Source organism: Olleya sp. YS, from assembly GCF_029760915.1.
Taxonomy (GTDB): domain Bacteria; phylum Bacteroidota; class Bacteroidia; order Flavobacteriales; family Flavobacteriaceae; genus Olleya.
Genome location: NZ_CP121685.1, coordinates 1,699,097 through 1,717,757, shown reverse-complemented (window position 1 = coordinate 1,717,757; position 18,661 = coordinate 1,699,097). Strand labels below are relative to the sequence as shown.

20 protein-coding genes are annotated in these 18,661 nt (G+C 32.4%); 7 read left to right on the top strand and 13 right to left on the bottom strand.

The features are described from left to right. Window positions 1–4: 4 nt before the first annotated feature. From Ollyesu_RS07810 to Ollyesu_RS07770, 9 genes are all read right to left on the bottom strand, one after another. Window positions 5–412, bottom strand: coding sequence for a hotdog fold thioesterase (locus Ollyesu_RS07810; protein WP_279300677.1), 408 nt, complete (start codon window positions 410–412; stop codon window positions 5–7). Then, window positions 413–1,582 carry a 3-hydroxyacyl-CoA dehydrogenase NAD-binding domain-containing protein gene (locus Ollyesu_RS07805; protein ID WP_279300676.1) on the bottom strand — a complete coding sequence of 390 codons (1,170 nt, stop codon included), beginning with the start codon at window positions 1,580–1,582 and terminating at the stop codon, window positions 413–415. Next, window positions 1,583–2,368, bottom strand: coding sequence for an enoyl-CoA hydratase-related protein (locus Ollyesu_RS07800; protein WP_279300675.1), 786 nt, complete (start codon window positions 2,366–2,368; stop codon window positions 1,583–1,585). A gap of 66 nt (window positions 2,369–2,434) precedes the next feature. After that, window positions 2,435–2,935 (bottom strand): 1,2-phenylacetyl-CoA epoxidase subunit PaaD, encoded by a 501-nt coding sequence (gene paaD / locus Ollyesu_RS07795; RefSeq protein WP_279300674.1) that lies wholly within the window; start codon window positions 2,933–2,935, stop codon window positions 2,435–2,437. 79 nt (window positions 2,936–3,014) lie between these two features. After that, window positions 3,015–3,770 carry a 1,2-phenylacetyl-CoA epoxidase subunit PaaC gene (paaC, locus tag Ollyesu_RS07790; protein ID WP_279300673.1) on the bottom strand — a complete coding sequence of 252 codons (756 nt, stop codon included), beginning with the start codon at window positions 3,768–3,770 and terminating at the stop codon, window positions 3,015–3,017. 58 nt (window positions 3,771–3,828) lie between these two features. Beyond that, on the bottom strand, window positions 3,829–4,119 hold the full coding sequence (gene paaB / locus Ollyesu_RS07785) for a 1,2-phenylacetyl-CoA epoxidase subunit PaaB (RefSeq protein WP_279300672.1): 291 nt from the start codon (window positions 4,117–4,119) through the stop codon (window positions 3,829–3,831). Between the two features lie 101 nt (window positions 4,120–4,220). Next, window positions 4,221–5,177: a 1,2-phenylacetyl-CoA epoxidase subunit PaaA gene (gene paaA, locus Ollyesu_RS07780; RefSeq protein ID WP_347567242.1), complete on the bottom strand. Its 957-nt coding sequence runs from the start codon at window positions 5,175–5,177 to the stop codon at window positions 4,221–4,223. Window positions 5,178–5,344: 167 nt separating this feature from the next. Beyond that, a complete protein-coding gene (locus Ollyesu_RS07775) occupies window positions 5,345–6,418 on the bottom strand; it encodes a 2Fe-2S iron-sulfur cluster-binding protein (protein ID WP_279300670.1) in 1,074 nt (357 codons plus the stop codon). Window positions 6,419–6,486: 68 nt separating this feature from the next. After that, entirely contained in the window at window positions 6,487–7,056 is a 570-nt protein-coding gene (locus Ollyesu_RS07770) for a TetR/AcrR family transcriptional regulator (RefSeq protein ID WP_279300669.1), read from the bottom strand. Window positions 7,057–7,100: 44 nt separating this feature from the next. Between Ollyesu_RS07770 and Ollyesu_RS07765 the strand changes: the two genes are divergently transcribed. Continuing rightward, window positions 7,101–7,406 carry a rhodanese-like domain-containing protein gene (locus Ollyesu_RS07765; RefSeq protein ID WP_279300668.1) on the top strand — a complete coding sequence of 102 codons (306 nt, stop codon included), beginning with the start codon at window positions 7,101–7,103 and terminating at the stop codon, window positions 7,404–7,406. Here Ollyesu_RS07765 and Ollyesu_RS07760 read toward each other — a convergent pair. From Ollyesu_RS07760 to alaS, 3 genes are all read right to left on the bottom strand, one after another. Further along, the gene (locus tag Ollyesu_RS07760; RefSeq protein WP_279300667.1) at window positions 7,401–8,012 is read right to left on the bottom strand and encodes a DUF4230 domain-containing protein; all 612 of its coding nucleotides are present in this window, start codon (window positions 8,010–8,012) and stop codon (window positions 7,401–7,403) included. The two genes, Ollyesu_RS07765 and Ollyesu_RS07760, sit on opposite strands and share 6 nt — an antisense overlap. A gap of 253 nt (window positions 8,013–8,265) precedes the next feature. Next, window positions 8,266–9,234 (bottom strand): GSCFA domain-containing protein, encoded by a 969-nt coding sequence (locus Ollyesu_RS07755; protein ID WP_279300666.1) that lies wholly within the window; start codon window positions 9,232–9,234, stop codon window positions 8,266–8,268. A 33-nt stretch (window positions 9,235–9,267) separates the two neighbouring features. Next, a complete protein-coding gene (alaS, locus tag Ollyesu_RS07750) occupies window positions 9,268–11,883 on the bottom strand; it encodes an alanine--tRNA ligase (protein ID WP_279300665.1) in 2,616 nt (871 codons plus the stop codon). A 132-nt stretch (window positions 11,884–12,015) separates the two neighbouring features. Here alaS and Ollyesu_RS07745 point away from each other — a divergent pair, with 132 nt between their 5' ends. The 6 genes from Ollyesu_RS07745 (at window position 12,016) to Ollyesu_RS07720 (ending at window position 15,809) form a co-directional block, all read left to right on the top strand. After that, complete coding sequence (locus Ollyesu_RS07745) at window positions 12,016–12,987, top strand: M23 family metallopeptidase (protein WP_279300664.1); 972 nt, start codon at window positions 12,016–12,018, stop codon at window positions 12,985–12,987. Beyond that, entirely contained in the window at window positions 12,987–13,316 is a 330-nt protein-coding gene (locus tag Ollyesu_RS07740) for a MerR family transcriptional regulator (RefSeq protein WP_279300663.1), read from the top strand. The genes Ollyesu_RS07745 and Ollyesu_RS07740 overlap by 1 nt, the downstream gene beginning before the upstream one ends. An 11-nt stretch (window positions 13,317–13,327) precedes the next feature. Next, the gene (locus Ollyesu_RS07735; protein WP_279300662.1) at window positions 13,328–13,927 is read left to right on the top strand and encodes a LemA family protein; all 600 of its coding nucleotides are present in this window, start codon (window positions 13,328–13,330) and stop codon (window positions 13,925–13,927) included. A gap of 11 nt (window positions 13,928–13,938) precedes the next feature. Continuing rightward, complete coding sequence (locus Ollyesu_RS07730) at window positions 13,939–14,382, top strand: TPM domain-containing protein (RefSeq protein WP_279300661.1); 444 nt, start codon at window positions 13,939–13,941, stop codon at window positions 14,380–14,382. Between the two features lie 68 nt (window positions 14,383–14,450). Continuing rightward, window positions 14,451–15,251 carry a TPM domain-containing protein gene (locus Ollyesu_RS07725; protein WP_347567241.1) on the top strand — a complete coding sequence of 267 codons (801 nt, stop codon included), beginning with the start codon at window positions 14,451–14,453 and terminating at the stop codon, window positions 15,249–15,251. A gap of 81 nt (window positions 15,252–15,332) precedes the next feature. Then, complete coding sequence (locus tag Ollyesu_RS07720) at window positions 15,333–15,809, top strand: TPM domain-containing protein (protein WP_279300659.1); 477 nt, start codon at window positions 15,333–15,335, stop codon at window positions 15,807–15,809. On the opposite strand, the gene Ollyesu_RS07715 is transcribed toward Ollyesu_RS07720, so the two are convergent. Continuing rightward, window positions 15,806–18,586: an outer membrane beta-barrel protein gene (locus tag Ollyesu_RS07715; protein WP_279300658.1), complete on the bottom strand. Its 2,781-nt coding sequence runs from the start codon at window positions 18,584–18,586 to the stop codon at window positions 15,806–15,808. The two genes, Ollyesu_RS07720 and Ollyesu_RS07715, sit on opposite strands and share 4 nt — an antisense overlap. Window positions 18,587–18,661 lie beyond the last annotated feature (75 nt).

The following is an 18,661-nucleotide window of genomic DNA, read 5'->3' as shown; positions in this document are numbered from 1 at the left end:
CTTTTTATTCTTCCCAATCTTTTTGAGTTCTATATACAACGCCTTTAAAAAGTGCAACCATTTCATCTCCTCGTTTTACTTCAATAATATTAAAGCCTAACTTGTTATTTACTTTTTCTATGACTGATTCTGCAGTTAAATAATCACCTTCATTTAATGCTTCAATGTGATTAATGCTGGTTTCAATGGAAACTGCATATTTACCATGTGTATTGGCTGCAAATCCGAATGCTGTATCTGCTAATGAATAACTGATTCCACCATGCGCTTTATTCATGCTATTTAACATTTCTCTTCTAATGGTCATTCCAACTTTACAGCGACCAATTTCGCATTCTATAATTTCTATTCCTAACCAAGTGCTGTAGGCATCTTGTGATAACATTTTATATGGAATGTCTTCGCCTTTCATTTAAAAAAAGGTTTTGTTTTCTCTGTTCATTTTACGTAATAATGGACTGCAACGATATCTATCTTCATGATATTCATTATATAAATCGTCTAAATTAGACACACACCAATCGATACCTTTTTCGTCTGCCCAAGCTAATAACCCTTTAGGATAATTGACACCCTTGGTCATTGCGTTATCTATATCTTCTGCTGATGCGATGTTTAGGAATAGTGCATCTGCAGCTTCGTTTATTAGCATGACTAGGACTCTTTCGAATATTTGCTGTGCTAACTTCTCATCAAGAGATTCCTTTGCTTTACTCGGAATGACGATACTATTATTTTCATCATATTCATAATAACCTATTCCAGATTTACGTCCCAAATAACCTGCTTCAGAAAAACGTTTTTGAGTGAATGCTGGTTTATATCTTGGATCGAAATAGAATGCTTCGAATACTGTTTCCGTTACTGTATAATTAACGTCATTACCTATAAAATCCATCAATTCGAATGGTCCCATTCTAAATTTACCAATACTTTTCATTGCATCATCAATAGTCGCGAAATCTGCTAATCCTTCTTCATAAATTCGTAATGCTTCTCCATAAAATGGTCTTGCTACACGGTTTACAATAAATCCAGGTGTGTCTTTAGCTACAGCAACTGTTTTTTTCCAACTAGTAATTGTATCAATTGACTTTTCTAATGTTTCATAAGAGGTTTGAATAGCAGGTATAACCTCAACTAATTTCATTAAAGGTGCTGGGTTGAAAAAATGAATACCAACACAACGTTTTGGTTTTTTTAGTGAAGCTGCAATAGATGCTATTGATAAACTAGATGTATTAGATGCAATGATACAATCATCTGACACATAGCTTTCTAACTCTGAAAACACTTTTTTCTTAATATCCAGATTTTCAATAATAGCTTCAATAGTCAAATTTGAATCTGACAAATCTTTTAATGTATCTACATAAGAAATATTAGATTGAATTCTATTTTTATCAATAGTATCTATTCGTCCCTTTTCAATAAGACGGTTTAAAATTTTCTCTAAAGACACTTTTGCTTTGTCTAAAGCAGCTTGATTGGTATCGTATAATTTTACTGAACAACCAGCAGTAGCAGCTACTTGTGCTATACCACTTCCCATTGTTCCAGAACCTATTATTCCTACGTTCATTTAGTTTCCTCTAAAGTTTGGTTTTCTTTTTTCTATAAATGCAGCAACGCCTTCTGCATAATCATTGCTTTGAGCTGCTTCAATTTGTAATTTAGACTCTAATGCTAATTGAGATTCTAAATCGTTTGTCATTGATTTGTTATATAATTCTTTAATTAAGCCTAATGCTTTGGTTGGCATGTTCGCTAATTTTACAGCTAGTTTATTTACTTCTTCTTCAAAATTTTCTAAAGGAATCACTTTGTAAATCATTCCCATCTTTTCTGCTTTTTCAGCAGAGATTTTATCACCTAACATTGCTAATGCTAATGCTTTTTGAAATCCAATAAGTCTAGGCAAAAAGAAAGTCCCTGCACTATCAGGAACTAACCCAATTAAGCTAAATGCTTGAATAAAACTTACTTTTTCATGCGCTACAACTATATCACAAGCCAAAGCGATATTTGCTCCAGCTCCAGCTGCAACACCATTTACTGCTGCAATAATCGGCTTTTTAATTGCACGAATTCTTGTAATTATTGGATTGTAGTGCTCTTCTAATATTTTTTTAAATCCTGGGTTTAATTCTGGATCTGTAACTTCTTTTAAATCTTGACCAGCACAAAATGCTTTTCCGTTTCCAGTTAGCACAATTGCTCTTATATCATCATTGTTTTCGCAAGCGTCTAAAGTATCATGAAGACTAAATGCCATTTCGCGATTGAAACTATTAAAGACTTCTGATCTGTTGAGCGTTATGTACGCTACTTTATTTTCAATTTTTAATAGAATTGAATTATTGCTCATACCTATTTTTTATTATGTCCTTGATACAATTCTGAAAAATTCAGAATCACTTGTACTAATGTCTTTTTATTTTAAACATTTAAAATAATCAAATGGTTCTTGACAATCGTCACATTGAAATTGTGCTTTACATGCTGTAGAACCAAACTGACTGACTAATCGTGTGTTTTGCGAACCACAATTAGTACATTTTACTATTCGCTTTCCGTTTAACAAAACATCTTTATCTGCTTCTGCATCTAATGGTGCTGCTATACCGTAATCTTCTAATGCTTTACGACCTCTTGGTGTAATCCAATCGGTTGTCCAAGCTGGATGCAAAATCAAATCAATTTTAGATTCGTATCCTGCTTCTATTAATGCTTTTTTTATATCATCTCCAATCACATCCATTGCTGGACAACCACTGTAAGTTGGTGTGATTTCAACTTTTACAATATCATTTTCAATAACAGCAGAACGCACCACTCCCATGTCCATGATGGATAATACTGGAATTTCTGGATCAAATACTTGTTCCAGAATTGGAATCAAGATTTGATCTATGTTTTGTTCTGTTGCTGTCATTTTATCTAAATGAAATTCTTCGCTTTGCTCTGAATGACATTTGGTTTTAATTTATGAGATTCCTGCTTTCGCAGGAATTTTACCATTCCATATTAGGATACGTTCGTTGCATATATTGCAAATCGCTTAATAAATATCCTAAATGTTCTGTGTGAATACCTTGCTTTCCTCCTTTTTGGAAGTATTTAGATTCTGGTACTTCTAAAGTAGATTCTAGCAATAAATCACTAACATTTTTATAATAGGCTTCTTTTAATTTGGTGACATCAAAACCTATTCCATCTGAAACCATTGCTTTATCTGCTTCCGTTTGATGAAATAATTCATCTGTATAGGTCCACAAATCGTTGATTGCTTCTTGCATTTTAGTTTTACTTTCTTCTGTACCATCACCTAAACGCTTTACCCAATCTGAAGAGAAACGTTCGTGATAACTTACTTCTTTGATGCATTTATTAGCTATTGCTGACAATGTTAAATCTGTACTTTTTTGTAATTCTGAAAGAAAGGCTAAATGATACACATCAAATAAAAATTGACGACCAATTGTATAGGCGAAGTTTGTATTAGGTTGCTCTACTAACAATACATTTTTATACTCACGTTCTTTACGAAGCATGGCTATATCGTCTTCTGTTCTTCCGTCACCTGCAATTTTAGCTGCGTATTGAAAATAGCTGCGTACTTGACCAAATAAATCTAATGATATATTGGTGCAAGCTATATCTGTTTCTAAACTTGGTCCGTGACCGCAAAGCTCTCCCATACGCTGACCAAGGATTAAACTGTTATCTGCTATGCCTAAAATGTAATTATATAAGTTTTCTTTTTTCATTTTAATCTTAGTTTGATGAGATCCTGAAACAAGTTCAGGATGACAAATCAGAGATTTATCACATATGCTTTACTTCGTCTGGCAAATCGTAAAACGTTGGATGACGATACACCTTATCATGTGCAGGTTCAAATAATTCACCATTATTTTCAGGATTAGATGCTGTAATGTGTTTAGATTCTACAACCCAAATACTTACACCTTCACTTCTTCTGGTATACACATCGCGTGCATTTTCTAAAGCCATATCCTCATCTGCTGCGTGTAAACTTCCACAATGACGATGCTCTAATCCGTTTTTACTTCTTACGAAGACTTCCCAAAGAGGCCAGTTTTTTTTATCAGACATAATATTTATTTATTTCTAATTTTATCTTGTTCTCGATACAATTTTCTTTGATTTCGACTGCGCTCAATCTGACAGAAAACCACTCGAACTGAAGATAAAATTTATACTGCTTGTTTTTGTTTTCTTTTAGCTTTCTTTTCAGCATGAGCCATAGCTGCATCACGAACCCATTCACCACGTTCCCACGCACCAACTCTTGCCTTCATACGTTCTTTGTTCATTGGACCATGACCTTTTACCACTTGCCAGAACTCGTCCCAATCAATTACTCCAAAATCATAACTTCCGCGTTCTTCATTCCATTTTAAATCTGGATCTGGAATGGTTAATCCGATTAAATCAGCTTGAGGCACAGTTTGATCTATAAATTGCTGACGTAAATCGTCGTTAGATTTACGTTTTAATTTCCATTTCATAGATTGTTCTGTATGCACAGACACATCATCTGTTGGTCCTAACATCATTAAACTTGGCCACCACCAACGGTTTAAAGCATCTTGAGCCATTTCCTTTTGTTCTGGAGTACCTTGCGCTAGTTTAATCATGATTTCGAAACCTTGACGTTGGTGAAAACTTTCTTCTTTACATACACGAATCATCGCTCTTGCATATGGTCCATAAGAGGTGTTGCATAATGGTACTTGGTTAATAATAGCTGCACCATCTACTAACCAACCAATTGCTCCCATATCTGCCCAAGTGATAGTTGGGTAGTTAAAAATTGAGGAATATTTAGCCTTTCCTGTATGCAGTTGCTCATACATTTCTTCTCTAGAAATACCTAGAGTTTCTGTTGCTGAATATAAGTATAAACCATGTCCAGCTTCATCTTGCACTTTTGCTAACAAGGCTACTTTACGTCTTAAAGATGGTGCTCTTGTTATCCAATTACCTTCTGGTAGCATCCCAACAATTTCCGAATGGGCATGTTGAGACATTTGTCTAATATGCGTTTTTCGATATTTTTCTGGCATCCAATCTTTTGGTTCGATTTTTTCGTCTCTTGCGATGCGCTCTTCGAACTGTTTCTCTAAACTTTTAATCTGTTCTTCACTCATTTTCTTTAGCTTTTTGCTATTGGCTTTTGGCCACAAGCGAGTTAATTTTTCTTTTTCTATATATCTGAGATTCCTCGTCTACACTCGGAATGACATCTTTTTTCAATTCATCAATGAATAAACTATTGATGAGATTCCCACTTTCGTGGGAATGTTCGCCTTTTGGCTCACACGTCAAAATCGACTACAACTTTGTCTGATGTTGGTACAGCTTGACAACTTAATACCAAATTTTGTGCTACTTCTTTGTCGTCTAATGCGTAGTTAATTTTCATTTCTACACTACCTTCTTTCACTTCGCATTTACAAGTGCTGCAAACACCACCTTTACAGGCGAAAGGCAAGTCTGCTCCTGCACCTAAAGCAGCATCTAAAATATTGTCATATTCTTTTGTCATGGTGAATAAAAACTCTTTTCCACCATCAACAATAGTTACTTGTGTACCTTCTACATTTTGTTTTACTAAACGTTCTGCTCTTTTTATATCTTCTTCGGTTAATCCAGTGACAAACAATTCAAAATGGACCAATTCTTTTGGTAATCCTGCATTGATTAGATACTCACTTACATAGTTTACCATTTTTTCTGGACCACATAAAAAGACTTCACTTGTATCTGGAATATCAATAAAAGTATTTGTTAGCACTTTCATCTTTTCATCATCAAAACGTCCATTAAACAACTCGATATCTCTTCTTTCTTTGGTTAAGAAATAATAAATTTCTAATCTTCCAAAGTATTTATTTCTAAGCTGCTCTAGTTCTTCTTTAAAGATAATAGATTTTGCTGTTTTATTAACATAAAATAGCTTGCAAGTTGCATTTGGCTCTTGAGCCAAGTGCGCTTTAATCATTGACAACACTGGAGTAATCCCACTACCAGCTGCGAAAAACAAATAATTTTTTGACTTTTTTGGCTGGCAATCGACACCAAATGTTCCGCTTGGAGCCATGACTTCTATTTGGTCACCAGTTTTTAAAGTTTCATTTACATAGGTTGAAAATTTCCCACCAGGAATTAGTTTTACTGCTACTTGCCATTTATTGTCCAAAGGACTTGAGCACAGAGAATATGAACGACGAACATCTTCGTTATTTATATCTGCTTTTAAAGTTAAATGCTGTCCTTGCCTAAACTGAAAAGCCTGATATAATTCTAAAGGAACGTCAAATGTTACGACAGAAGTATCTTCTGTGTCCTTATATATATCTGCAACTCTTAAGTTGTGAAATTCTGCCATATCAATTACTTAATATTAAACTAACACTTGTTAGTTAAGATAACAAAGATACAAAATATAATTCTTAATTAGTTGTTAATTCCATCAATGAGGACTTGACTTAAGGTATAGGCTAGATCGTTAGCATTAAGATCTTCTTTTTTAGGAATCCAAAGATATAGGGACTGCAAAGTTGTTAACATAGAAAACATGATTATTTCTGGATTAGTATTTTTAATTTCTGAAGACGCGATACCTTGTTTAATAATTTTTAAAAAATTGGTTTCGTAATCACTTCTGAGTTTTAAATAATAGTCTAATTGATCTTCAAGATGCATCCAATCGTTATTAAGAGATGCCATACCACTGGTGTTATTTGCGGTAATGTTAACATGCAAAGCTATTATGTGCTTAAGTTTTTCAATATTTGATGTATTAGAAGCCACAATGTTATCCATCCCATTTGTAAACTCTTCTGCAATAGTAATAACTATAGTTTTAAGTAAATCTTGCTTAGAGTTGATATGATTGTACAAACTGGCTGCTTTAATACCCATTTGCGACGCCAAATCTCTCATAGTAACTGCACTGTATCCTTTATCTTTAAATAAGTTAGCTGCAGTATGGATAATGTTGTCTTTGCTAATAGCTTGTTTCAAAATTGATATATTTGTGATTGTAAATTTATATAAAAAAGTACATTATGGGATTATTTGGATTTTTGTTTGGGAATAAAGCTGATAAGATTAAATCATTTCAAGACAAAGGTGCTATTGTTTTAGATGTTAGGTCTAAAGCAGAATATGACTCTGGAGCTATTCCTGGTTCAAAACACATTCCTTTACAACAAATCCAAGCTAAAGCTACAGAAATAAAACAATGGAATAAACCTATTATTACCTGTTGTGCTAGTGGTATGCGATCTGGAAGCGCTGCAGCTATTTTACGTAGTCAAGGTGTGGAAGCCATGAATGGTGGAGGATGGCAAAGCCTTTATAACAAACTATAATTTAAGAATTTCTAATTTATCTTGATTATCAATCTTGTTATCGTTGTATTGCAAGGTCCAACCCAAACTGTTGGTTAGTATATAGAATTTTGACAACTCGCTAATCAATCTATTTTTTGAGTTAATGCGTAAGTTGGAAGCTTCTACTTTTTTAGTGATTCGTTCTTTGACTATATTTTTTATTTTATTATAATCATCTGCATCAAATTCGTTAAAATATCCACTTTCAATATCGTAATATTCTAATTCTGGATAGATTTTAATTTCTTCTTCAGGAATAGATTTAATCTTCAATATTTTATTAGTGCTATCAATTGCAAATTCTATTTTACTTAAATCGTAGGCTACTGTAACTTCTGCATTAACAATAATTAAAGCCTGTTTATTTGAGGTTAAATTAGCAAAAATTGGTTTAGAATTTTTATAACTATAAGCATCACTGAAATAGCCTTCCGTAACAATAAGTTTACCAACGTTTTTAATTTCTTTGGCTATTAATGCCGAATGTTCGTTTATGATGGTTTGGTTAGTTTTTCCTTCTGTACATTTTTTAAAAATAAAGGAAATAACAAACGCTAAGACAATACCTATTATAATTTTTCGCATGAGTTAAAAATACATAAAAACGGAACATGTTTTTTATATTAAATACAATAAAATGAAAGATTTAAAACAAAAAACACCAACTTAAAAAATCAGATTGGTGATTAGTTAGTTGGTGTTTAATATGAAGATTGATTAATAGCACTTTAAAAGTAATGCTGTTTATATATTTTTCATTTTTTTTTCGACCAAAAGAGTATTAATTAGTTGTACACACCTTTCGTATTAAAATACTTACAAATCAATTGATTACAATCTAATCAAACTTAATTTGCGGAAACTTTATTGCTAATAATTGTTTTTTAGATTCTAATTGTTCAATAAATTTTAAATGGGCTTCAGACTTTGGATTAAATGGCTTGTGTTGAATACCTTTTTGAATATATGTAACGTCTTCAATAGTTTCTTCAGCAGATTTTGATATCCAAACTTCTTTAAAACGTTCCCAAATAAATTGAATGGCAATAGCATTAGGATGTATCATGTCTTCTTTATAAAAACGATAATCGCGTAATTGATCCATCATAATCTCGAAAGCAGGAAAATAATACGATTTATGATTTTTGATTGATGATTGACGATGCAAAAACTGATGAATAGCTGTAATTAAATGTGATTTACTTTGAGTATTTTCAACAAATCCATCTTTTACATGACGCACTGGTGATACTGTAAAAATGATATTCACGTTAGGATTTACCTTTTCTATTTGATTAGTTATAACCTGAAGCGATAACAGAATATCATCAACACTTAACAATGTCTTATCAAATTGTTTTTGAGGCATTTTATGGCAATTAGCTACTATTTGTTTAGTGTCCTGTAAACGATATACCCAAGCAGTACCTAAGGTTATGACTACGTGTGTAGCATGTTTTAAGTAATGATTAGTTTTTTGTAAAGCAGCATTTAATTGATGTAACACTAAACTTTTGGTTGGGTTGCTTATTCTAGAATGCGCATCATAACAATGAAACTGTTCATTGTTTAAAAAAATATCATTTTCAGTATATTTTTTACCGTTTAAAGCATTACTAACTAAGGTTTCGATTGCTTTAGGATGAAATAAAACGCCAAATGGATTAATGTAGTTCTGAAACTTGTAATACTCGAAAGTCTCTCCGATATTCTCCGAAAAACACGATCCTAAAAGCAATACTTTAGAGTGATAATCTATTTGATTATCTTCTTGCTTTTTGAGTTTTATTTCGGTTTGAAATTCCATAATGTGGATTTCTACTTTTGCAGTAATAACAAATTAAACGATATATGTTTTTGCTGCTTCCAGAGCATCTTTTATACCTTCTGGATTTTTACCACCTGCTGTTGCAAAAAATGGTTGGCCACCACCACCTCCATGGATGTGTTTTCCTAATTCTCTAACAATGGTTCCAGCATTTAAATCTTTAGATTCAACTAAATTTTTAGAAATGTAACAGGTCAGAATAACTTTTCCGTTATTTTCTGCAGCAAATAATAAGTATAGGTTTTCAAACTGACTACCTAGTTCAAAACACAAATCTTTAATTCCTGAAGCATCTAAATCTAGTTGTTTCGCCAAAAAATTAACTCCGTTAATTTCCACTATTTCAGACTTTAATTCGCCTTTAATATTTTTAGCTTTATCTTTTAACAACTGTTCGATTTGCTTTTTTAGGTTTGTGTTTTCGTCTTGAAGATTTTGTAAAGCTTTTACTGGCTCTTTAGCGTTATTAAGCAGGTCTTTCATTTCAAAAAATGTTCTGTTGTTTTCATGAAAATAAGACTTAACTGCATCATTAGTAATTGCTTCAATACGACGTATTCCAGAAGCCACTGCGCCTTCTGATATAATTTTAAAATGCCAGATATCTGCTGTATTATCAACATGTGTTCCTCCACACAATTCTATAGATTGACCAAAACGCACAGTACGCACAGCATCACCATATTTTTCACCAAATAACGCCATAGCACCTTCTGCTATTGCTTTTTCCATTGGCACATTACGACCTTCTTGCAATGGTAATTTACTTTCGATACGTGCATTTACAAAGTTTTCTACATCACGTAATTCTTCAACTGTCATTTTGGAAAAATGTGAGAAATCAAAACGTAAATATTTAGAGTGTACTGCACTACCTTTTTGCTCTACATGATCACCTAGCACCTCTCTTAAAGCTTGATGTAACAAATGGGTTGCTGTATGATTACACTCGGTTCTGTAACGTTGTTTTTCATCTACTTTTGCAATAAAAGTTTGATTAACATCACGAGGTAACTCTTTAGTTAAATGTATAATTATATTATTCTCCTTTTTTGTATCTATTATATAAGACACGTCACCATTTGCAGCTTGTATATATCCTTTATCACCTACTTGCCCACCACCTTCTGCGTAAAATGGTGTTAAGTTAAATACCAATTGGTACATGGTTCCATCTTTTTTAGAAACCACTTTACGATATTTAGTAATCTTGACTTTAGCTTCTAATTGATCATAACCAATAAATTCTTGCTCGTCATCTTGAATTAATATAGTCCAATCGTCTGACTTTAACTCTGAAGCTTCACGACCTCTATCTTGTTGTTCTTTTAGGCGTTTATTATATTCTTCTTTATTGTATGAAAATCCTTTTTCGCGTAAAATTAAATCTGTTAAATCTTCAGGAAAACCATAGGTATCTTTTAACTCAAACACTTTAGATCCTGACACTTGCTTATCTGTAGCATTATCAACTATACGATCTAAAATAGCGAGTCCTTGATCTAATGTGCGTAAAAAAGATGTTTCTTCTTCTTTTATAACGTTTTCAATTAATTGCTTTTGTGCTTTAAGTTCTGGGAATGCTTTACCCATTTTTTCGGTCAAGACATTGACCAAACGGTAGATAAAAGGTTCTTTTTTATCTAAAAAGGTAAAACCATAACGGACTGCACGTCTTAAAATTCGACGTATAACATAACCAGCTCCTGTATTACTTGGTAATTGTCCATCTGCAATAGAAAATGCAACTGCACGCACATGATCAGAAATCACTCGAATGGCAATATCTATTTTTTCGTTTTTATTATAATCTTTTCCAGTAATGGTTTCAATCTCTCTAATAATAGGAGTAAAAACATCAGTGTCGTAATTAGATTTCACATCTTGTAAAACCATACACAAACGTTCAAAACCCATTCCTGTGTCAATATGTTTATTTGGTAAACCTTCTAAGCTTCCATCTGCTTTACGGTTATATTGCATGAAAACTAAGTTCCAAATTTCAACCACTTGAGGATGATCTTCGTTTACCAAAGATTTACCATCTACTTTAGCTTTTTCTTCAGGAGTACGAATATCCACATGAATTTCGCTACAAGGTCCACATGGTCCTTGCTCACCCATTTCCCAAAAGTTGTCTTTTTTGTTTCCTTTTAAAATACGGTCTTCGCTGATGTATTGTTTCCAAATATCATAAGCTTCGGTATCCATTTTAAGGTTATCCTTGTCATCACTACCTTCAAAAACAGTGACGTATAAAATGTCTTTATCAATATTGTAAACTTCTGTCAATAACTCCCAAGCCCAAGCAATTGCTTCTTTTTTAAAATAATCACCAAAAGACCAATTACCTAACATTTCAAATAAGGTGTGATGATACGTATCATAACCAACCTCTTCTAAATCATTGTGCTTACCAGACACTCTTAGACATTTTTGAGTATCTGCAATACGGTTATTTTTTGGTTGTGCATTTCCTAAGAAAAACTCTTTAAAAGGCGCCATACCAGAATTTACAAACATTAATGTTGGATCATCCTTTAGAACCATTGGTGCAGAAGGTACAATACTATGTTTTTTGTCTTTAAAAAAATTTAGGAATGTTGCGCGTATGTCTTGAGAGTTCATGCTATAATGTTAATAATCTTGTTTGCATTAGCTTAAGGCTTAATAAAACAATTTATATATTTGTTATACGTTACTATTTTGATGGCTGAAAAATTCAGCCTTAACAACTGCAAAAATAGTATAAATTAGATAATGAGTAAGGTAAAATATTATTATGATTCTGAAACGCTCTCTTACAAGAAAATTGAGCGTAGAAAAAGACGAACGTTTAAGTATATCTCTATATTTATTTTAGCGTCTGCATTATTTGGATTTCTTTTTATTTTTATTGGTAGTCATTATTTTGAGTCTCCAAAAGAAAAGGCATTAAAACGTGAACTTTCTAATTTAGAATTACAATATGATTTGCTAAACAAAAAAATGGAACAAGCAGAAACCGTTTTAGCAAATATTGAAGATCGTGACAATGCGATTTACCGTTTATATTTTGAAGCTAATCCAATACCAGAAGAACAACGCAAAGCTGGTTTTGGAGGTGTAAATAGATATAAAAAATTAGAAGGCTACGATAATTCTGAGTTAATTATAAATAGCAATAAACGTATTGACAAATTACTTAAACGAATTGTCGTACAATCCAAATCGTTAGATGAAATTGCTGTTTTAGCTGAAGAAAAAGAAAAATTATTATTGGCTATTCCAGCCATACAACCTGTAAATAATAAAGATTTAACTAGAATGGCTTCTGGTTATGGAATGCGATCTGACCCTTTTACTAAATTAAGAAAAATGCATTGGGGAATGGATTTTACAGCACCAAGAGGCACACCAGTTTATGCATCTGGAGATGGAGTTGTTGAGCGTGCAGACAGCAACTCTGCTGGATACGGAAAACACATAAGAATAAACCATGGTTATGGTTATACGTCATTATATGCACATTTATACAAATACAATGTCCAAAAAAATCAGCGAGTAAAACGTGGTGATTTAATTGGCTTTGTTGGAAGCACAGGACGATCTGAAGCACCACATTTACATTATGAAATCTTTAAAGATGGTGACAGAATCAATCCAATTAATTTCTATTACGGAAGTTTAACACCTGAAGAATTCAACAAATTGCTAGAACGTGCTTCTTTAGAAAATCAATCTTTAGATTAATGATTATTGACCTTCCAGAAAAACGATATTACACTATTGGTGAAGTTGCCAAAGCCTTTAGTGTTAACACCTCTTTAATTAGATTTTGGGAGAAAGAATTTGATGTGCTTCAACCCAAAAAAACTGCAAAAGGCAATCGTAAGTTTACACCAGAAGATGTTAAACATTTACAATTAATTTATCATTTGGTAAAAGAACGTGGATTTACTTTAGAAGGTGCAAAAATTCATTTAAAAGAAGAAAAAAAGAAAACCCTTAACAATTTTGAAATTATAACTAAATTAGAAGGTGTTAAGAATCAATTAATTAAATTAAAAGAACAACTTTAAAACCAACTATTATGAAAAAACTACTTGTGCCTTTAATTATTATAGGAATTATAGCTTTTGCTTTATATTCTTGGGGTGTAGGCGTAAACAACGAAGCTGTTACATTAGAAGCTAATGCAAAAACAGCTTGGTCTAATGTAGAAAGTACATACCAAAGACGAAACGACTTATACAGTAGCGTTATAAGTACTGTACAAGGGTCTGCAGACTTTGAAAGAAAAACACTAAATGAAGTGATTGAAGCAAGATCGAAAGCAACATCAGTAAATATTGATGTAAACGATTTGACACCAGAGAAGCTTGAGATGTTTCAAAAAGCGCAAAGCCAATTAAGTGGATCGTTTAGTAGACTTATTGCCTCTTTTGAGCGCTATCCAGAATTAAAAACTACGGATCAGTTTAGAGATTTTCAAAAGCAACAAGAAGGTACTGAAAACAGAATAAATATTGCTAGAGACAGATATAATGAAGCTGTGAATAAGTATGATATTTATACTACCAAATTCCCAAATAAGATTCTAGCTAGTCTATTTGGATTTAAAGAAATGGCACGCTATAAAGCTGATCCAGGCTCTGAAAATGTTCCAAATGTTGAATTTAAATTTGACTAAAATAAATTAATATGATACCTGAAGACGTAGAATCTTTTTTAACAGCTATTGAAGAGCAAGAGATTGTTGAAGCTATTCGCGTAGCAGAAGATCATACGTCCGGAGAAATAAGAATACATATTGAAAACACCTGTAATGCAAATGTTGAAGCACGAGCACTAGAGGTGTTTTCCGTTTTAAAAATGCATAATACTAGAGACAGAAATGGTGTCTTAATTTATGTAGCTGTAAACGACCATAAGTTTGGTATTTATGGTGATGAAGGTATTAATAAAGTAGTCCCGAAAAACTTCTGGGATGACACTAAATCCATAATTGAAGCACATTTTAAAAATGGTGCTTTTAAACAAGGTTTAGTTGATGGTGTATTGCATGCAGGACAACAGTTAAAAGCACATTTTCCTGTAGATGATTTCAACACTAATGAACTATCAAATACGATTTCTAAAGGATGATGGCTAGTATGCAGTGTTCGGAATTCAGTAAGCAGTTTTTACTCAAACTTAGAAAACTAGTTGTTTTATTGACATTACTTTCTTTTAGTAATGGGTTTGCACAATATAAAATACCTGAAAAGCCTACTAAAGCTAATCCTGATGCTGTATATGACTATATAGGTTTACTAACTGACAGTCAAAAACAAACCTTAGAAAATAAACTTGTAAAATACTCTGATACCACCTCAACCCAAATAGTTATTGCCATTATACCTTCTACTGAAGGCGAGTATATCAACTATTTAGGAGCTCAATGGGGAGAACAATGGGGAATTGGTGGAAGTGCAGATAAAGATAATGGTGTTTTTATTCTACTGGCAAAAGATGATAGAAAAATAAATATTAGTACTGGTGAAGGTGTAGAACACTTGCTAACAGACGTGATGTGTTCTAGAATTATTGAGTATGATATCATACCTTATTTTAAACAAAACGATTATTATGGTGGTTTAAATAGTGGTGTTGATGCTATTATTGACACACTATTAGGAGAATACCAAGGAACACGTCAAGGTCAATCTCAAGGATTTCCTATAGGAGTTATATTCTTTTTAATTATTGTATTTATCATTATTTTAATTTCCATTTCAAAAAACCGTAGAGGAGGAAATAACACTGATAGTTTTGGAGGAGGTCGCAATACTACACGAGATATACTTGAAGCAATTATATTAAGTAATTCTGGTCGAGGTGGCTACAGAAGTGGCTCTGGTGGCTTTGGTGGTGGTTTTGGCGGTTCTTCTGGAGGTGGCTTTGGAAGAGGCGGATTTGGTGGTGGCTTCGGTGGAGGTGGCTTTGGTGGTGGAGGTGCTTCTGGAGGATGGTAAAATATAGTTTTTACAATGTTCAGCGTTTAGTAAGCAATGTTTGCTCTTATATTAATAAACTTCATTAAACATCTAAATACAATGCGTTTTCTTACACTTTTATTAGTTTTTACTTATTTTATTTCATGCAAAAGTGACAAAGAAACCTCAATAATCGCTAATCCATCAGTTGTACAAGATCATGCATTTTTGTTTTCTGACAAAGAAGTAGATTCTATTTCAAAAGTTATTATTGATTATGAAAACACTAGCACAAATCAAATTTGTGTTTATGTTATTGATTCCATTCCAAACAACCAAAATGCTTTATTTTATGCTACAAAAATTGGTCAAACACTTGGTGTTGGGCAAGCTGAAAAAAATAATGGATTACTATTATTAATTTCTAAAATGGATAGACAAGTTGCGTTTGCAACTGGCTACGGAACAGAAAAAATTTTAACTGACGCTGTTTGTTATGATTTAATAGAAAATATATTAATCCCTTATTTTAAAGAAGATAACTATTTTGAAGGAGTACTTCGAGCATTAGATTCGATAAAAATAAAATGGCATTAATCGATGTAGTAATGTCCATTTCCTGATGTTTCTCCTTTTGCACCTAAGCTATTAAATTTCCAACTAAAATTAAGCATAAAGTATTGACGCAATACAGTACTTTGAGTATCTTGAATATAATCCTGAGTAGCGATACGCCTAGCATTAGTGTTTTGGTTTAACAAATCATAAACCTTTAAGGTTAACAATCCTTTATCTTTTAATACTGAATAGGATACACTTGCATTCCAAAACCAAGCATCTTTTTGAAAGCCATCTGCGATGTTTGGATTATAATTATAAGTGATGTCATTTCGCCATTCAAATCCTTTTGGAAGAAAGAAAGCAGTATTTAAGACTAAATTATGGGACGTAAAATTACGGTCTTCAAAAGCTTCAATATCATATCTATTATTAGTAAATGACAAACGGTAACGTGGTTTAAATTCAAAAACACTAGTATAAACATAGTCAATACCAATATTTGGCGTTGTACTTAACACATTGCTTGCATATAGCACATCGTTATTATAGTTGATATTTTTTGAAAAATTTGACCAATTACCAATTTTAATACGCAGAGATTGTAATGAATCTATTTTAAATCGCTTACTGTAATCTACACCAAAGTAACCATTTTGGTTACCGTCCACATTATCATAAGTTGTAATACGCTTTAACGTTTCTGGATCAATTGTGGTTCTAGACACTACAGCATTTTGGCGTTTTGTTATGTTGGCGTACATATAAAACCCAGTACGTTCTTGCCAATTGTAAGCATTAAAACCTAAGTAAATTCTATGTTCGTTTGTAGGTTCTAGATTAGGATTACCAATTACAGTATTTAAAGGATTTGATACATCTTCAAACGCTTGTAACTGTCTTAGAGAAGGTGGATTATTAGTCAATCTATAACTAGCATAAATTGAAGCTTTTTTATTAAATCTATAATTAAAATTAGAGTTTAATTCTATAGCTTTAAAATCACGCTCTACATTAAATTGTGGTCTTAATCCATCTTGGTTTTTTAAAGTTCTAAATACATAATCTGCTCCAAAACGTGCAGACCATTTTTCTTTACGGTAACTTAAACTAATACCTGGAGTACTTCTTATATCTGTATATTCAAAATCTGTACTAAGTGATTCATTAAAAATATCGTAATCATTGGAGACAGTATTAAAATCAAATGTACTTTGAATGTTTTCGTCTTTATTGCGTTGATATTCGTAATCAAAATTTATAAATAACTCTTTGTCTTTAATTGGTAATCTGTAACTTATGTCTGTTTGAAAATTATTACTTTTATTATCACCATCCGTCAATTGGTTTCTGTTTATAGTTTCAGGATTAGTTCCAAAAATCTCGGTATTAGAATTAATAAAATCTTCACTTTCATTAGTATTAAAACTATTATCCAAACCAAATCTTAAAAATGCTCCCTTATTGCCAAACTTTTTTGTGGCACTAATTTCGTTAGACAAGTTTTTAATGTTATTTTCTACAAACGAGTTTAAAACGGATTGGTTAGTTAAGTTCTGGTCTTCGTTTAACGTTTCGTCTTGACTCTTAAAATCTGTAGTGCTATTAGACGTTGTAAATGTTGGTTTGATATTAATCATTAATGTGGTATCAATTTTAATTTCAAAATCAGAATTTATAGTATGACTTCTAGTGTCATTACTAGAACTTGAATTAGAATTTGAAAAAAATCTTGAGTCTGATAAAATAGTTTCACGTTGTGATGCAGTTTCATTTTCCGAGTTACTATTAGAAAAAAAGTAATCTGCTGCTACTTCTGTCTTTTCGCCTATGGCATCCGCATAATTTGCACCTGCTAAATTGGAAGTTGTAATACCTTGTCCACCTCCAAATTGTCGCCCATTTACACTGAAGGATCCATTACTACTAAACCAAGTTGAGCCTCCATTACCAAACATTTTTTCTATTTCACCAAAACTAAAACCTGGTGAATTGATATTGTTTCCTCCCACTAAAACACTTATACGTTGGTCGTTATCAAACCGGTTGAACATACCTGCAAATTCGTATCGCTTATCTGTACCTACTCCTGCTGCCACACGACCAAAAACACCTTTATTATTTTCTTCTTTAATAGTAAGGTTTATAGTTTTATTCTCTTTATCGCCTTCTTCACCTGTAAAAGCTTCACTTTTAGTTTTAGTATCGACTACTTGAATTTTTTCAACGATTTCTTTTGTTAAATTTTTGATTGTTATGGATGGATCATTACCAAAAAAAGGCTTTCCGTTTACCAGTATTTTATTCACCTCTTTTCCATTTACCTTAATCTTTCCTTCTTCATCTATTTCAACTCCAGGGAGTTGTTTTAGTAAATCCTCTACAGTAGCATCTTTTTTTGTTTTGAAAGAACTTACATTAAATTCTAAGGTATCCTTTTTAATAGTAATTGGAGCTGATGATTTAATTAACACCTCGTCTAATGCATTGCTAATTTGTAAATTAATTTTAGGAATAACAATAACAGCTTTATCAATTGCAATTTTTTGTTTAAATGATTTATAACCTACGTAAGATACTAATAGATTTAAGCTGTCTTCTGAAGTGGCATCCTCGAGATTAAATGATCCGTCTTTTTCTGAAATGGTATAGGTTACTAGACTACTATCTTTAACTCGCTCTATATATACTGTTGCTGCTTCTAGTGGCATTTTGTCTAAGTCTGCAAAAATCTGACCGCTAATCTTGAAATTTTTAGATTGTCCAAATGAAATTGAAATACACAAAAGTGCAGCAATAGTGATTAGTTTTTGCATGGGTTTTGATTGATCTATTAAAAGCTTAGTTAGAAGCTATTTATTTTGTTAAACGAAAATAACATTGTTCTAGTA

Excerpts from the sequence above, each read along its gene's own strand:
- Ollyesu_RS07810 (WP_279300677.1), bottom strand. The coding sequence starts at position 412 with ATGAAAGGCGAAGACATTCCATATAAAATGTTATCACAAGATGCCTAC.
- Ollyesu_RS07805 (WP_279300676.1), bottom strand. The coding sequence starts at position 1,582 with ATGAACGTAGGAATAATAGGTTCTGGAACAATGGGAAGTGGTATAGCA.
- Ollyesu_RS07800 (WP_279300675.1), bottom strand. The coding sequence starts at position 2,368 with ATGAGCAATAATTCAATTCTATTAAAAATTGAAAATAAAGTAGCGTAC.
- paaD (WP_279300674.1), bottom strand. The coding sequence starts at position 2,935 with ATGACAGCAACAGAACAAAACATAGATCAAATCTTGATTCCAATTCTG.
- paaC (WP_279300673.1), bottom strand. The coding sequence starts at position 3,770 with ATGAAAAAAGAAAACTTATATAATTACATTTTAGGCATAGCAGATAAC.
- paaB (WP_279300672.1), bottom strand. The coding sequence starts at position 4,119 with ATGTCTGATAAAAAAAACTGGCCTCTTTGGGAAGTCTTCGTAAGAAGT.
- paaA (WP_347567242.1), bottom strand. The coding sequence starts at position 5,177 with ATGAGTGAAGAACAGATTAAAAGTTTAGAGAAACAGTTCGAAGAGCGC.
- Ollyesu_RS07775 (WP_279300670.1), bottom strand. The coding sequence starts at position 6,418 with ATGGCAGAATTTCACAACTTAAGAGTTGCAGATATATATAAGGACACA.
- Ollyesu_RS07765 (WP_279300668.1), top strand. The coding sequence starts at position 7,101 with ATGGGATTATTTGGATTTTTGTTTGGGAATAAAGCTGATAAGATTAAA.
- Ollyesu_RS07760 (WP_279300667.1), bottom strand. The coding sequence starts at position 8,012 with ATGCGAAAAATTATAATAGGTATTGTCTTAGCGTTTGTTATTTCCTTT.
- Ollyesu_RS07755 (WP_279300666.1), bottom strand. The coding sequence starts at position 9,234 with ATGGAATTTCAAACCGAAATAAAACTCAAAAAGCAAGAAGATAATCAA.
- alaS (WP_279300665.1), bottom strand. The coding sequence starts at position 11,883 with ATGAACTCTCAAGACATACGCGCAACATTCCTAAATTTTTTTAAAGAC.
- Ollyesu_RS07745 (WP_279300664.1), top strand. The coding sequence starts at position 12,016 with ATGAGTAAGGTAAAATATTATTATGATTCTGAAACGCTCTCTTACAAG.
- Ollyesu_RS07740 (WP_279300663.1), top strand. The coding sequence starts at position 12,987 with ATGATTATTGACCTTCCAGAAAAACGATATTACACTATTGGTGAAGTT.
- Ollyesu_RS07735 (WP_279300662.1), top strand. The coding sequence starts at position 13,328 with ATGAAAAAACTACTTGTGCCTTTAATTATTATAGGAATTATAGCTTTT.
- Ollyesu_RS07730 (WP_279300661.1), top strand. The coding sequence starts at position 13,939 with ATGATACCTGAAGACGTAGAATCTTTTTTAACAGCTATTGAAGAGCAA.
- Ollyesu_RS07720 (WP_279300659.1), top strand. The coding sequence starts at position 15,333 with ATGCGTTTTCTTACACTTTTATTAGTTTTTACTTATTTTATTTCATGC.
- Ollyesu_RS07715 (WP_279300658.1), bottom strand. The coding sequence starts at position 18,586 with ATGCAAAAACTAATCACTATTGCTGCACTTTTGTGTATTTCAATTTCA.